At 73.5% G+C, this 13,557-nt stretch carries 11 protein-coding genes; 8 read left to right on the forward strand and 3 right to left on the reverse strand.

Annotation, left to right across the window (positions count from 1 at the left end):
* Positions 1-64: 64 nt before the first annotated feature.
* Entirely contained in the window at positions 65-547 is a 483-nt protein-coding gene (locus tag I5Q34_RS13950; protein WP_199892490.1) for a GNAT family N-acetyltransferase, read from the reverse strand.
* Between the two features lie 67 nt (positions 548-614).
* On the opposite strand from I5Q34_RS13950, the gene I5Q34_RS13955 reads away from it, so the two are divergent.
* Together I5Q34_RS13955 and I5Q34_RS13960 are read left to right on the forward strand one after the other, a co-directional pair.
* The gene (locus tag I5Q34_RS13955; RefSeq protein WP_199892491.1) at positions 615-1,403 is read left to right on the forward strand and encodes an exodeoxyribonuclease III; all 789 of its coding nucleotides are present in this window, start codon (positions 615-617) and stop codon (positions 1,401-1,403) included.
* Between the two features lie 70 nt (positions 1,404-1,473).
* Entirely contained in the window at positions 1,474-1,845 is a 372-nt protein-coding gene (locus I5Q34_RS13960; RefSeq protein ID WP_199892492.1) for a VOC family protein, read from the forward strand.
* Between the two features lie 2 nt (positions 1,846-1,847).
* Here I5Q34_RS13960 and I5Q34_RS13965 read toward each other — a convergent pair whose 3' ends face one another.
* Positions 1,848-2,567, reverse strand: coding sequence for a MerR family transcriptional regulator (locus tag I5Q34_RS13965; protein ID WP_234428939.1), 720 nt, complete (start codon positions 2,565-2,567; stop codon positions 1,848-1,850).
* 180 nt (positions 2,568-2,747) lie between these two features.
* Between I5Q34_RS13965 and I5Q34_RS13970 the strand changes: the two genes are divergently transcribed.
* The 3 genes from I5Q34_RS13970 (at position 2,748) to I5Q34_RS13980 (ending at position 5,419) form a co-directional block, all read left to right on the forward strand.
* The gene (locus I5Q34_RS13970; protein ID WP_199892493.1) at positions 2,748-4,247 is read left to right on the forward strand and encodes an NAD(P)/FAD-dependent oxidoreductase; all 1,500 of its coding nucleotides are present in this window, start codon (positions 2,748-2,750) and stop codon (positions 4,245-4,247) included.
* Positions 4,244-5,155 (forward strand): SDR family oxidoreductase, encoded by a 912-nt coding sequence (locus tag I5Q34_RS13975; protein WP_199892494.1) that lies wholly within the window; start codon positions 4,244-4,246, stop codon positions 5,153-5,155. The genes I5Q34_RS13970 and I5Q34_RS13975 overlap by 4 nt, the downstream gene beginning before the upstream one ends.
* Before the next feature lie 75 nt (positions 5,156-5,230).
* Positions 5,231-5,419 (forward strand): hypothetical protein, encoded by a 189-nt coding sequence (locus I5Q34_RS13980; protein WP_199892495.1) that lies wholly within the window; start codon positions 5,231-5,233, stop codon positions 5,417-5,419.
* A gap of 47 nt (positions 5,420-5,466) precedes the next feature.
* On the opposite strand, the gene I5Q34_RS13985 is transcribed toward I5Q34_RS13980, so the two are convergent.
* A complete protein-coding gene (locus I5Q34_RS13985) occupies positions 5,467-8,754 on the reverse strand; it encodes a S41 family peptidase (protein ID WP_199892496.1) in 3,288 nt (1,095 codons plus the stop codon).
* Between the two features lie 150 nt (positions 8,755-8,904).
* Between I5Q34_RS13985 and I5Q34_RS13990 the strand changes: the two genes are divergently transcribed.
* From I5Q34_RS13990 to I5Q34_RS14000, 3 genes are all read left to right on the forward strand, one after another.
* On the forward strand, positions 8,905-9,492 hold the full coding sequence (locus tag I5Q34_RS13990; RefSeq protein WP_199892497.1) for a TetR/AcrR family transcriptional regulator: 588 nt from the start codon (positions 8,905-8,907) through the stop codon (positions 9,490-9,492).
* 117 nt (positions 9,493-9,609) lie between these two features.
* A complete protein-coding gene (locus I5Q34_RS13995) occupies positions 9,610-11,862 on the forward strand; it encodes an MMPL family transporter (protein ID WP_199892498.1) in 2,253 nt (750 codons plus the stop codon).
* 153 nt (positions 11,863-12,015) lie between these two features.
* Entirely contained in the window at positions 12,016-13,212 is a 1,197-nt protein-coding gene (locus tag I5Q34_RS14000) for a MarP family serine protease (RefSeq protein ID WP_199892499.1), read from the forward strand.
* Positions 13,213-13,557 lie beyond the last annotated feature (345 nt).

Genomic DNA, 13,557 nt, shown 5'->3' on the forward strand with positions numbered 1-13,557 from the left:
GTGAGCCGCGCCACGTGGCAGATGCGGCCTGCCCGGCGGCGGTCCAGGAGCCGTCGGACAGGCTTCAGTCCGTGAGCGGCTTGGCGTAGCAGCGGCAGCCGTCCTCGAACCGGTACAGCCCGAACTTGGGCGTCGGCGCGTAGCCGGACGAGGTGTAGAGCCCGATCGCCTCCGGCTGCGCGGTCCCGGTCTCCAGCACCATCCGTGTCCGCCCCGCCGTGCGCGCGTCGTCCTCCAGCGCGGCCAGGATCCGCCGGGCCAGCCCCAGGCCGCGCGCCCGCGGGACCACGTACATCCGCTTGATCTCGGCGTCGCCGTCGGCGTACCCGTCGTCCACGTGCTCCCACGCCCGCCAGCCGCCGGTGGCCACGGGCGTGCCGTCGTCCTCGTAGGCGATGAGATAAAGACCACGCGGCGGGGCGAAATGGGCCGGCTCCAGCGGGGTGAGGTCGCCGTCGTCGCAGTAGCGGCGACGGTACTCCTCCTGCACCTCGGCGTTGAGTTTCACGGCGTCCGGGTGGTCGAAGGCGACGGGCAGTATCCGCATCCCGGGATGGTAGGGGCGGCCGGGCCCGGGGCGACAGGGCCGTCCCGGAAGTCGGTATCGTGCCGGAATGCTCACTGTGACGTCCGTGAACGTGAACGGCCTGCGCGCCGCGGCCAAGAAAGGCTTCGTGGAGTGGCTGGCGGCCACCGGGGCCGACGTGGTCTGCCTCCAGGAGGTCCGCGCCGAGCCCCACCAGCTCCCCGACGAGGTCCGCGAGCCCGAGGGCTGGCACGTCGTGCACGCCCCGGCGGCCGCCAAGGGCCGCGCGGGCGTCTCCGTCTACTCCCGCCGCGAGCCGGACGCGGTCCGGATCGGCTTCGGCTCGGCCGAGTTCGACGGCAGCGGCCGCTACGTCGAGATCGACCTGCCCGGCGTCACGGTCGCCAGCCTCTACCTCCCCTCCGGCGAGGTCGGCACGGAGCGCCAGGACGAGAAGGAACGGTTCATGGCCGAGTTCCTCCCGTACCTGGTCGGCCTCAAGGCGCGGGCCGCGGCCGAGGGCCGCGAGGTCGCCGTCTGCGGCGACTGGAACATCGCCCACCAGGAGGCCGACCTCAAGAACTGGAAGGCCAACCGCAAGAGCGCGGGCTTCCTCCCCGAGGAGCGGGCCTGGCTCACCGAGGTCTTCGAGGAATACGTGGACGTCGTCCGCGCCCTCCACCCGGACGTGGCCGGCCCGTACTCGTGGTGGTCCTACCGGGGCCGGGCCTTCGACAACGACTCGGGCTGGCGCATCGACTACGTCGTCTGCTCGCCGGGGCTGGCGGAGCGGGCGCGGAAGGCGGTCGTCGAGCGGGCGGCGTCGCACGCGGAGCGGTGGAGCGACCACGCGCCGGTGACGGTGGTCTTCGCATAGCGCGGTCCAGGGCCGCGCTTGGCCGGAAACGGCCCTCGCCCGGTGCGCGGGGGCCGTGCAACGCTCAAGGATGACCGTCGAGTTGAACCACACCATCGTCCACTCCCGTGACAAGCACGCCGCCGCCGCGTTCGTCGCGGGCGTCCTCGGGCTCGAAGTCGGGCCGGAGGCCGGGCCGTTCGTGACGCTGTCCCTGGCCAACGGCGTCACGCTGGACTTCCTGTCCAGCCCGCACCTCGACATCGCCGAGCAGCACTACGCCTTCCTCGTGCCGGAGGCCGAGTTCGACGCGATCGTGCGGCGGATCAAGGACGCGGGCGTGACGCACTACTCCGGCCCCCGGCTCGACGAGCCCGACGCGATTTACCACGCCAAGGGCGGCCGGGGCACGTACTTCAAGAGCCCGGACGGGCACGTCCTGGAGGTGCTGACCGCCGCGTAGGGTCACTCCTCCCCGAGCCAGGACCGGAGTTCGGTCCGCACCCGGCGGTCCATCGCCATCGTGACCTCCGCCTCCACCACCGTGCGGGCCATCGGCCGGAGCTTGTCCAGCGTGCGGGTCATACGCTCGATCTCCTCGGGCGACGGCGGGGCGCCCTCCGCCGCTCCGGCCGGCAGGCCGGCCAGGACGTGCTCGCGGATCAGGGCGGCGAACGTCGCGGCCAGCGCGTCCGCGTGGACGCGGATCTCCCGCCCGGCGGCCAGCACGGCCGGGAGGGGCACGCCCTCGCGGACGAGCCGCCGGGACACGTCCAGCAGCCGCCGGCTGACGTGCACCAACTCCTCGCCGTCCACGGCGAGATAGCCGATGTCCAGCGAGGCGGCGAGGTTCTCGGGCGTGGCCTCGCCCGCGAAGTGGTCGAGCAGCTCCCCGGGGGAGAGGCGCACCAGCGTCTCGCGGGACCACGGCACGGTGATCGCCCCGCCCAGGCCGAGGAGTTCGGCCACGCCGCGTCCGCCCTCGAAGGCGGCGATGAGCTCGGCGATGCCGCCGAGGGTGTGCCCCCGCTCCAGGAGCGTCGCGACGGTGCGCAGCCGGGCCAGGTGGTGGTCGCCGTACCAGGCGACGCGGCCCTCGCGGCGGGGCGGGGGTATGAGCTTGCGCTCGCGGTAGTAGCGCAGGGTCCGGACGGTGATGCCGGCCGCCTCGGCCAGTTCGGCCATCCGGTATTCGCGGGGGGCTTGCTCGTCGGTGCTCACCCGGGAAGCGTAGGCGCACATTCCCGGGGAACCCACGGTAACTTCCTTGTGCGCGACCCCTACCGCTGGGTAGGACGCTGCCCTACCCTCGCACCGTGCCAGCGATTACTGGCACGGTTGCGGGGCGATCCGGGAGGCGATGGCATGGCCGTTCAGGTTCGGGTGGCGGTGATCGGGTCCGGCTTCGGCGGGCTGGGTGCCGCGGTGCGGCTCCGGCGCGAAGGGGTGACCGACTTCGTCGTCCTGGAGCGGGCCGGCGCGGTGGGCGGCACCTGGCGGGACAACACCTACCCCGGCTGCGCGTGCGACGTCCCCTCGCACCTGTACTCGTTCTCGTTCGCCCCGAATCCCGGGTGGCCGCGCAACTTCTCCGGCCAGCCGCACATCCGCGCGTATCTGGAGAACATCGCGGACACGTACGGGCTGCGTCCGCACGTCCGGTTCAACTCCGAGGTGCTGAGCGCCCGGTGGGACGCCGGCGAGCTGCGCTGGGAGCTGGAGACGGCGTCGGGGACGTACCTGGCCGACGTCGTCGTCTCCGCGGCCGGCCCGCTCGCCGACCCGAAGCTGCCGGACGTGCCCGGACTCTCCTCGTTCCCCGGCCCGGTCTTCCACTCCTCCCGGTGGGACCACGATGTCCAACTGCGGGGAAAGCGCGTGGCGGTGGTCGGCACCGGCGCCTCGGCCATCCAGATCGTCCCGAGCATCCAGCCGGAGGTGGAGCGGCTCACGCTCTTCCAGCGCACGCCGCCCTGGGTGCTGCCGCGCGCCGACCGGCGCATCACCGCGCCCGAGCGCTGGCTGCACTCCCGCGTTCCCGCGACGCGCGCCCTGCGCCGTGGACTCCTGTGGGGCATCCGGGAGTTGCAGACCGGGGCGTTCACCAAGAAGCCGGACCGGCTGGGCTTCGTCGAGGCGATGGCGCGGGCCCATCTGCGCCGGGGCGTCCCCGATCCGGAGCTGCGGGCCAGGCTGCTGCCGGACTACCGGATCGGCTGCAAGCGGATCCTGCTGTCCAACGACTACTACCCGGCCCTGACCCGGCCCAATGTGGACGTGGTGACCTCGGCACTCGCCGAGGTGCGCGGTTCGGCGCTCGTCGCGGCCGACGGCACGACGGCGGAGGCGGACGTCCTCGTCTTCGGCACCGGCTTCCGGGTCACGGACATGCCGATCGGGCACCGGGTCACCGGGGCCGAGGGCCGGACGCTGGCCGAGACGTGGAAGGACGGCATGGCGGCCCTGCGGGGGGCCAGCGCCTCCGGCTTCCCCAACCTCCTCTTCGTCATCGGCCCCAACACGGCCCTCGGGAACAGCTCGATGATCCTGATCATCGAGTCCCAGCTGAACTACCTGGTGGACTTCCTGCGGCAGTTGGACGTCCTGGGCGGGCGGGCGGCGCTCGACGCCCGCCCGTCGGCGGTGAACGCCTGGAACCGGATGCTCCAGCGGCGCATGGAGCGCACGGTGTGGAACACGGGCGGCTGCGACAGCTGGTACCTGGACGCGGAGGGCCGCAACACGACGGTCTGGCCGGGGACGACGTCCGAGTTCCGCAGGGTGACCCGGCGGGTGGACCTCCAGGAGTACCAACTGCTCAGGAAGGCGAGGATTCCGGTGGAGAAGACGGGAGCGGTGCGATGAGCTCGGTGCTCGAAGGGCGGGTCGCGGTCGTCACCGGCGCGGCGCGCGGCGTGGGCGAACTGCTCGCCCGCAAGCTGTCCGCGCGCGGCGCCCGGCTGGCCCTGGTCGGGCTGGAGCCCGACGAACTGCGCCGGGTCGCCGGGGCGTTGCGGACCGAGGCCGCCCACTGGCACGCGGACGTGACCGACCCGGAGGCGATGGGGCGTGTCGCCGGGGAGGTCGCGGACCGGTTCGGGCGGGTGGACGTCGTCGTCGCCAACGCCGGGGTCGCGGCCGGCGGCCCGCTGGAGGGCTGCGACTTCGCCGTGTGGCGGCGGGTCGTCGAGGTCAACCTGGTGGGATCGGCCGCCACCGGCCGGGCCTTCCTGCCGGCCCTCGCCGCGAGCCGGGGCTATCTGCTCCAGATCGCCTCGCTCGCGGCCATCGCGTCGGCGCCGATGATGTCGGCGTACTGCGCGTCCAAGGCGGGCGTGGAGGCGTACGCGCACAGCCTGCGCGCCGAGGTCGGCCACCGCGGCATCGGCGTCGGGGTGGGCTATCTGAGCTGGACCGACACGGACATGGTGCGCGGCGTCGACGAGATCGGCCTGATGCGCGAGATGCGGCAGCGGCTGCCGTGGCCGGCCAACCGCACGTATCCGCCGGGTCCGGCGGTCGAGCGGCTCGTGGCGGGCATCGAGCGTCGTTCGGCGCACGTGTACGCCCAGGGGTGGCTGCGCGGGACGCAGCCGGTGCGCGGGCTGCTGCCGGGGCTGCTGGCGCTGGGCGCGCGGCGCGAGATGCGGCACTTCGGGGACCGGCTGGCGGGCATGGACGGGCGGGGGCTGGTGGGGGCCGGAGGGGCGGCGGACGAGAAGGCGCGTACACAGGGTTCGCCTACCCAGCGTTCGCATACGCAGCGTCACTGATCGAAATGCGCGGTATGTCCCGTCGTGTGAGGCTGGTCGCGGCCCGATCACCGAACTCACGGGAGTTGACACAGCATGGGCATCAAGGACGAGATGCAGGGCAAGGCCCAGCAGGCCAAACAGAAGGCCCAGGAGCAGGCCCAGCAGGCCAAGGAGCAGGCGCAGCAGCGCGGCCAGCAGGCGCAGGACAAACTGCGTGAGAAGAAGCAGCAGCAACAGCAGGGCCGGCAGCAGTCGCTGGACGACATCCAGGGCGACGAGTAGCCGGTGCCGTGACGTGAGGGGCGCGCCCGTTCGCCGGGGCGCGCCCCTCACGCGCGTGGCGGCAGCGCCGGGCGGGCGCGGTCCGGGACGCCGGAGTAGTCCGGCGGGGTCCGGGAGCCGTGCCGCTCCAGCAGGTCGAGCGCGAGCCGTACGGCGTCGTCGAGTTGCTTGTGCCGGCCCTCCGCCCAGTCGAGCGGGGTGCGGTCGACCTCGATGTCGGGCTCGACGCCGTGGTTCTCCACGGACCAGCCGTAGGCGTCGAACCAGGCGGCGTTCATGGGCACGGTGATCGCGGTGCCGTCGCCGAGCCGGTGCCGGCCGGTCATCCCGATGACGCCGCCCCAGGTGCGCAGGCCCACGACGGGGCCGATGCCCTGGAGCTTGAACGCGGCGGTGATCATGTCGCCGTCGGAGGAGGTCATCTCGTCGGCGATGGCGACGACAGGTCCGCGCGGCGCGTTGGAGGCGTAACTCACCGGCTCCGCGTCGCGGGTGAGGTCCCAGCCGATGATGGTGCGGGTGAGCTTCTCCACCACGAGCTCGCTGATGTTGCCGCCGGCGTTGCCGCGCACGTCGACGATCAGCGCGGGCCGGGACATCTCCATCCGCAGGTCCCGGTTGAACTGGGCCCAGCCCGAGCCGCCCATGTCGGGGATGTGCAGATAGCCGCACCTGCCGTCGCTCAGCTCGCGGACGACCGCGCGGCGCTTGGCGACCCAGTCCTGGTAGCGCAGCGGCCGTTCGTCGACGAGCGGCACCACGGCGACCCGGCGGGCGTGCCCCTCGTCCTCCGCCGAGCGGAAGGTGAGTTCGACGGTGGTGCCGCCGGCGGCGGCCAGCAGCGGGTACGGGCCGGTGACCGGGTCCACCGGCCGGCCGTCGACGTGGGTGAGCACGGCGCCCTCGCGGACGCCCGAACCGGCCAGCGGGGAGCGGGCCTTGGAGTCGGACGAGTCGCCGGGCAGGATGCGGCGGACGGCCCAGGAGCCGTCCTTGCGGTGGGTGAGGTTGGCGCCGAGCAGGCCGATGGCGCGCTGGTAGTGCGGCGGGCCCTCGTTGCGGCGGGCCGCGACGACGTAGGCGTGGGAGGTGCCGAGCTCGCCGAGGACCTCGCGCAGCAGGTCGGCGAAGTCGTCGGGGGAGGCGACGCGTTCGACCAGCGGCCGGTACTGGTCCAGCACCGCGTCCCAGCGGACGCCGCCCATGCCCGGCTCCCAGAAGTAGGCGCGCACGATGCGGCCGGCCTCCGCGTACGCCTGGTGCCACTCGGCGGCCGGGTCCACCTCGTGCAGGATGCGGCGCATGTCGATGTGGACGGTCGAGTCGGAGTCGCCCGGCTCGGTGGCGGGCACCGCGCGCAGCGCGCCGTCGTCGTTGACGACCAGCCGGGTGCCGTCGCCGCTGACCGCGAACGTGTCGAGGGACGCGGTGAGTTCGCTGCGCCGGCCCTTGCACAGGTCGAAGTGCTCCAGCGTGGGCTTGCCCGAGGTGTCGGCGGGGTTGGCGAAGGTCTCGCCGAGCGCGCCGGAGATCGGCCAGCGCAGCCACACCAGGCCGCCGCCGTGCACCGGGTACAGGTGCGAGTACTTGGAGGCGGCGACGGGGAAGGGGGTGACCCGGCTCTCCAGGCCCTCGGTCTCCACGGTCATCGGGCCGGCGCCGTCGCTCCCGTCCAGGTCGAGCCCGCCGCCGGCCGGGCGGCCCTCGGCGGTCAGCGCGAACGGCGAGGGCGTCGCGGAGGACAGCGGGACGAGGTAGGGGCGGCAGCCGAGCGGGAACGACAGGTCGCCGGTGTGCACGTCGTAGACCGGGTCGAAGCCGCGCCAGGACAGGAAGGCCAGGTAGCGGCCGTCGCGGGTGAAGACCGGCTGCTCGTCCTCGAAGCGGCCGTCCGTGACGTCCACGATGTGCCGGTCCGCGAGCCGGGCGACGCGGATCTTCCGCAGGGAGCGGCCGACGCCCGGGTGGGACCAGGTCAGCCACCCCGAGTCGGGGGAGAACGCCAGGTCGCGCACCGGCCCGTTGACGGAGCGGACCAATTGGTCCACCGCGCCGTCGCCCTCGGGGGAAGTGTCCACGAGCAGCAGCCGCCCGTCGTGCGCCGCGACCGCCAGCAGGTTCCCGTCCGGCGACGACAGCGTCTCCTGCACCCGGCCGAGCCGGCCCGCCGCGAGCCGCCGGGGCTCCCCGGCGGAGGCCGCGCGCGGCAGCTGGGCGATCTCGATCGCGTCCTCGCCCTCCGCGTCCGTCACATACGCGACCCGGCCCGTGGAGCCCAGCATCTCCGGCAGCCGCACCCGCACGCCCGGGGTGTCGGCGATGGCCCGCGCCGGGCCGTCGCGGTGCGTCAGCCAGTAGAGGCTGCCGCGCACCTGGACGGCGCTGGCCCGGCCCGTGGTGTCCACGGTCAGCCCGCCGACGTGCGCGGCGGCCTGCACCTGGTACTGCCGCCGGCCGGCGCGCGGCCCGCCGAGGCGGATGCCGAGGCGGCGCGGGACGGCGCCCGGGGCGAAGTCGTCCACCAGCCAGACGTCGCCCGCGCACTGGTAGACGACCCGGGTGCCGTCGGTCGAGGCGTGCCGGGCGTAGAAGTCCGCGTGGTCGGTGTGGCGGCGCAGGTCCGAGCTGTCGGGGAGGCAGGAGTAGAGGTTGCCGACGCCCTCGTGGTCGGAGAGGAAGACGATCCGGTCGCCGGCGAACATCACCGAGTCCAGGTGCCCGCGCAGGTCCGGGACCAGCCGGGTGCCGCCCTGGAGCCACAGCCGGCCGGTGGCCCCGCCCCGGTAGCGCTTCCACGAGGCGGGCTCGTGCGGCGGCTTGCCCGCCAGCACCAGCGTCTCGCCCGGGGCGTCGCCCGTGCCGCGCATCGCGATGTCGGAGACCGGGCCCCAGGGCAGCCGGCCGCCGGGGGAGCCGTCGGTGGGCAGCCGGTAGGCCCAGGAGAAGTAGGAGAAGGGCTGGCCGTGCGAGGAGACGGCCAGGATGTCGCTGCGGCCCTCGTGGTCCGGCGGCGTCCAGCCGCAGACCCGCGCGTCGCTGCTGCCCCAGTAGGTCAGCCGGCGGGCGGGCCCGCCGTCCACCGGGACGAGGTGCACCTCGGGGTCGAGGCTGCGCCAGCTGGTGAAGGCGATCAGGCGCCCGTCGGGGGAGAAGCGGGGGTGCCCCGCCCGCGTCCGGTCGACGGTCAGGCGCCAGGCGCGGCCGTCCGCGCCGCCGGGCCCGGGCAGGGGCGAGAGCCACAGGTCGTCCTCGGCGACGAAACAGAGCAGATCGCCGTGCACATGCGGGTACCGGAGATAGGCATCGCTCACCGTTTCATGGTTTCGGGACCTCATGGGCCCGGCAACCCGGGCCGTGACCCATCCCACAGCGAAACGATCCCGTTTCGCTCGCGCGTCCGCTTACGCTCGAACTGTACGAAACCGTTTCGTTCGATTGGCATCGTCATGACCGCGGACCCCTCATCGATGGACTCACCGTCATCGATGGACTCACCGTCACCCCGGCGCACCCGGCTCACCCCCGAGCGGGCGGCCGAGCTCTACGAAGCCGCCCTCGACCTGCTGTGCGAGGTCGGCTACGAGGGGCTGACCATGGACGCCGTCGCCGCCCGCACCCGGTCCAGCAAGGCCACCCTCTACCGCCAGTGGAAGGGCAAGCCTCAGCTGATCGCGAGCGCGCTGCGGCACCACAAGCCGTTCAAGGTCGAGGACATCGACACCGGGACCCTGCGCGGCGACCTGCTGGCGCTGGCCGCCGCCGCCGATCCCGGGCGGATGGAGCGGGACATGGCCATCCTGCGCGGGCTGGGGCATGCCGTGCACTGCAACGCCGACCTGAACCGGGCGCTGCGGGAAGAGCTGATCGAACCCGAGACGGCCGAGATGCGGCGGCTGCTCCAACGGGCCGTGGACCGGGGCGAGATCGCCTCCGACACCCCGGCCCTGGAATTCGTCTCGCACATGATGCTCGGCGCCTTCGTCGTGCGGCCGCTGATCGAGGACCGGCCCGCGGACCCGGAGTACCTCACCCGCTTCGTCGAGGCCGCGCTGCTCCCCGCGCTCGGCCTGTAACCCCCCAACTCCCCCACTCTCACCAGCAGTTCCACCTGACGCACCGCTCCAGACGTCGGGCTGGTTCCCCACTGCCAGTTGCTCGATTCCCCCCAACCGACGGGAGCAGAACGCCTCGTGGCCACGTTCCTCTACAAGATCGGCCGGCTCGCCTTCCGGCGCCGCTGGTACACCGCCCTGATATGGGTGCTGCTGCTGGGCCTCGCCGGCGCCGGCGCAGCCACCGCCTCCAAGTCCACCGACGACAGCTTCTCCATCCCGGGCACCGAGGCGCAGCACGCCTTCGACCTGCTCGCGGAGCGCTACCCCGGCCAGCAGGCGGACGCCGCGTCCGCGCGCGTCGTCTTCCGGGCGCCGGACGGCCAGAAGATCACCGACGCCAGGAACAAGGCGGCTGTCGAGAAGACGGTCCGCGAACTGGCCGGGCCCCAGGTGGCCATGGCCCCCAGCCCCTTCGTGGCCAGGACGGTCGGCAAGGACGGCACCACGGCGTACACCACCGTCACCTACAAGGTGAAGTCCACCGACCTGACGGACGCCACGCGCGACCGGCTCGACGAGGCGCGGAAGCACGGGCAGGACACCGGGCTGAGCGTCGAGATGGGCGGCAGCGCCCTGCAGAAGATGCCCGAGACCGGGAACACCGAGATCATCGGCATCATCGTCTCCGCGCTCGTCCTGGTGATCACCTTCGGTTCGCTGGTCGCGGCCGGACTGCCGCTGCTCACCGCGATCATCGGGGTGGGCGTCGGCGTCTCCTCGATCGCCGCGCTCGCCTCCACGCTGGGCCTGTCCGGCAACACCTCGACGCTGGCGATGATGATCGGCCTCGCCGTCGGCATCGACTACGCGCTGTTCATCGTTTCCCGCTACCGCGCCGAACTGGCCGAGGGCCGCGGGCGCGAGGAGGCCGCGGGCCGCGCGGTGGGCACGGCCGGATCGGCTGTCGTCTTCGCCGGCCTCACCGTCGTGATCGCGCTGGCGGGCCTCGCCGTCGTCAACATCCCGATGCTCACCAAGATGGGCCTGGCCGCGGCCGGCACCGTCGTCATCGCGGTGCTCATCGCCCTCACCCTCATCCCGGCGCTGCTCGGCTTCGCCGGCGGCAAGGTGCTGGCCCGCAAGGACCGCAAGGCCCCCCAGGATGTTCAGGGGCAGGGAGTTCAGGGTCAGGGTGTTCAGGGCCGGCGCGACGGCAAGCCCAACATGGGCACCCGCTGGGCCCGCTTCGTGCTGCGCCGCCCCGTCATGGTGCTGCTCGCCGGCGTGATCGGCCTCGGCGCGCTCGCCGCGCCCGCCGCCTCCCTCCAGCTCGGCCTGCCCGACGACGGCTCGCAGCCGGTGAAGACCACGCAGCGCAAGGCGTACGACCTGATCGCCGACGGCTTCGGCCCCGGCTTCAACGGCCCGCTGATGGTCGTCGTGGACGCCAAGGACGCCAAGGACCCGAAGAAGGCGACGCAGACCGTCGCCAAGGAGGTCGGCGGCATGGGCGACGTGGCCGCGGTCACGCCCCCGATGCCGAACAAGTCCGGTGACACGGCCCTGTTCAACGTCGTGCCCGAGTCGAAGCCGAGCAGCGAGCGGACCGAGGACCTGGTCCACGCGATCCGCGACAAGGGCAGCTCCCTGAAGGCGGAGACCGGCGCGACCGTCCTGGTCACCGGCACGACGGCGATGAACATCGACGTCTCGCAGAAGCTCGACGACGCGCTGCTGCCCTACCTCGCGCTCGTCGTCGGCCTCGCCTTCCTGCTGCTGATCGTCGTCTTCCGGTCCGTGCTCGTCCCGCTCAAGGCGGCGCTCGGCTTCCTGCTCTCGGTGGTCGCCGCGCTCGGCGCGGTCGTGGCCGTCTTCCAGTGGGGCTGGCTCGGCTCGCTCTTCGGCGTCGAGGAGACCGGCCCGATCATGAGCATGATGCCGATCTTCATGGTGGGTGTCGTCTTCGGCCTCGCGATGGACTACGAGGTCTTCCTCGTGACCCGGATGCGGGAGGCGTTCGTCCACGGCGAGCGGCCCGGCGAGGCGATCGTGACCGGCTTCCGCCACGGCGCCCGGGTCGTCGGCGCCGCAGCGGTCATCATGATCAGCGTCTTCGCCGGCTTCATCGGCTCCTCCGAGCCCATGATCAAGATGATCGGCTTCGGCCTGGCCGTCGCGGTCTTCTTCGACGCGTTCATCGTGCGCATGGCCATCGTCCCGGCGGTGCTCGCCCTGCTGGGCAAGGCGGCCTGGTGGCTGCCCGGCTGGCTGGACAAGGCCCTGCCCAACGTGGACGTCGAGGGCGAGGGGCTGCGGAAGCGGCAGGCCCCGGCGTCGGCATCGGCGTCGGCGGACGAGGACCGGGATCCCGAACCCGCCGGGGTCTGACCTGCCGTGCCGTTCCCGGGCTCGCGCCCTCCCGGCGACGTGGCGAAGGCCACGCCCGGGAACCGCGGGCCCGGGAACGCGCGTTTTCCCTAGTCCACGGGCCGTGCGACCGTGGCCGCGGGTCGGGGGCGCGGGTGAAGGAAAGGGCTCCATGTGAACCTGCTCGATGTGCTTCTGCTCCTGGTCGTCGTCGCCTACGCCGTCACCGGCTACCGGCGCGGCCTCGTGGCGAGCGCCGTGCTGCTCGCCGGCTTCCTCGGCGGGGCGGTGCTCGGCGTCTGGGCCCTGCCCTCCGTCGTCGGGCACTTCGAGGCGGGGAGCACGGCCGCCGCGGTCGTGGCCGTCCTGGTCGTCCTCGTCCCCGCCGCCCTCGGGCACGCGCTGGCCGGGCGGCTCGCCTGGGGGCTGCGCCGGCGGTTGACCTGGGCGCCGGTGCGCGGGGTGGACGGCGCGGGCGGCGCGGCCGTCAACTCGCTGACCGTGCTGCTGGTCGCCTGGGTCGCGGCCACCGTCGTCGTCTCGGCCAACTCCACCTTCCTCACCCGGGAGATCCGCGACTCGCGCCTGCTGGGCGCGGTGCAGGACGCGATGCCCGAGCAGGCGCCGACGTGGTTCAGCCGGACCACGGACGCGCTCAGCGGGGCGGGCTTCCCGCAGGTCTTCAACCCCTTCGAGCACGAGCCGGCCACGAGCGTGGCCAGGCCGTCGGGCGACGCCGTCACCGGCGCCGCCGTGCGGGCGGCCCGGTCGAGCGTCGTCAAGGTCGAGGGCGTCGCCGACGTCGGCGGCGGGCGGCGCGGGCAGGAGGGCAGCGGCTTCGTCTACGCGCCCGGCCACGTCATGACCAACGCGCACGTCGTCGCCGGCGTCACCGACCCGACCGTACGGGTCGGCGGCACGGGCTGGCCGCGCCCGGCCAAGGTCGTCCTCTTCGACCCCGAGACGGACGTCGCCGTCCTCGACGTCCCCGGCCTGAACGCCCCCGTCCTCCCCTTCGACAAGAGCGCCAAGCGCGGCGACGCGGCGGTCGTCGCGGGCTTCCCCGAGAACGGCGGCCTGGACCTGCGCGCCGCGACCGTCGCCAACCAGGTCCGCGCGAAGGGCCAGGACATCTACGGGGACGGCGTCGCGACGCGCTCCGTCTACTCGGTGCGCTCCCTGGTCCGGCCGGGGAACTCCGGGGGCCCGCTGCTGACCCCGTCGGGCCGGGTGTACGGCGTGGTCTTCGCGCGCTCGACGGCGGACGCGGAGACGGGCTACGTGCTGACGGCGGAGCAGGTGTCCGCGGACGCGGAGCGGGCGGCGACGGCGACGGCGAGGGTGAGCACGGGGAGCAGGGCGGCGCTGTAGGCCGCGTTGTGGGGGGCTTTGGAGGGCCCCAACCCCTCCCCCAGCGGGGGCACCCCCATTTCACCGTTTCCGCAGGGGCTGCGCCCCTTCGGAACCCGCACGGCGCGGGGCCGCGCCGGGGCCGTGCTGTGCACAGGCGGGCGGGGCTCCGCCCCTGCACCCCGCCGGGGGCTGCGCCCCCTGGACCCCAGCCGGGGATCCGCCCTCCGCACCCCGAAGCGCCCTCGGGCGCTGTCCTCAAGCTCCCTGGAGGGGGCAGCCCCCGGACGGGCTGGATCGGCGCGCCGATCCAGCCCGTCCGGCGTTTGAGGACGAGCGGCGAAGCCGCGATGCGGGGTCCGGGGC

The sequence above is a fragment of the Streptomyces sp. AV19 genome, assembly GCF_015999245.1.
Classification (GTDB): Bacteria; Actinomycetota; Actinomycetes; order Streptomycetales; family Streptomycetaceae; genus Streptomyces.

Excerpts from the sequence above, each read along its gene's own strand:
- I5Q34_RS13950 (WP_199892490.1), bottom strand. The coding sequence starts at position 547 with ATGCGGATACTGCCCGTCGCCTTCGACCACCCGGACGCCGTGAAACTC.
- I5Q34_RS13955 (WP_199892491.1), top strand. The coding sequence starts at position 615 with ATGCTCACTGTGACGTCCGTGAACGTGAACGGCCTGCGCGCCGCGGCC.
- I5Q34_RS13960 (WP_199892492.1), top strand. The coding sequence starts at position 1,474 with ATGACCGTCGAGTTGAACCACACCATCGTCCACTCCCGTGACAAGCAC.
- I5Q34_RS13965 (WP_234428939.1), bottom strand. The coding sequence starts at position 2,567 with ATGGCCGAACTGGCCGAGGCGGCCGGCATCACCGTCCGGACCCTGCGC.
- I5Q34_RS13970 (WP_199892493.1), top strand. The coding sequence starts at position 2,748 with ATGGCCGTTCAGGTTCGGGTGGCGGTGATCGGGTCCGGCTTCGGCGGG.
- I5Q34_RS13975 (WP_199892494.1), top strand. The coding sequence starts at position 4,244 with ATGAGCTCGGTGCTCGAAGGGCGGGTCGCGGTCGTCACCGGCGCGGCG.
- I5Q34_RS13980 (WP_199892495.1), top strand. The coding sequence starts at position 5,231 with ATGGGCATCAAGGACGAGATGCAGGGCAAGGCCCAGCAGGCCAAACAG.
- I5Q34_RS13985 (WP_199892496.1), bottom strand. The coding sequence starts at position 8,754 with ATGAGGTCCCGAAACCATGAAACGGTGAGCGATGCCTATCTCCGGTAC.
- I5Q34_RS13990 (WP_199892497.1), top strand. The coding sequence starts at position 8,905 with ATGGACTCACCGTCACCCCGGCGCACCCGGCTCACCCCCGAGCGGGCG.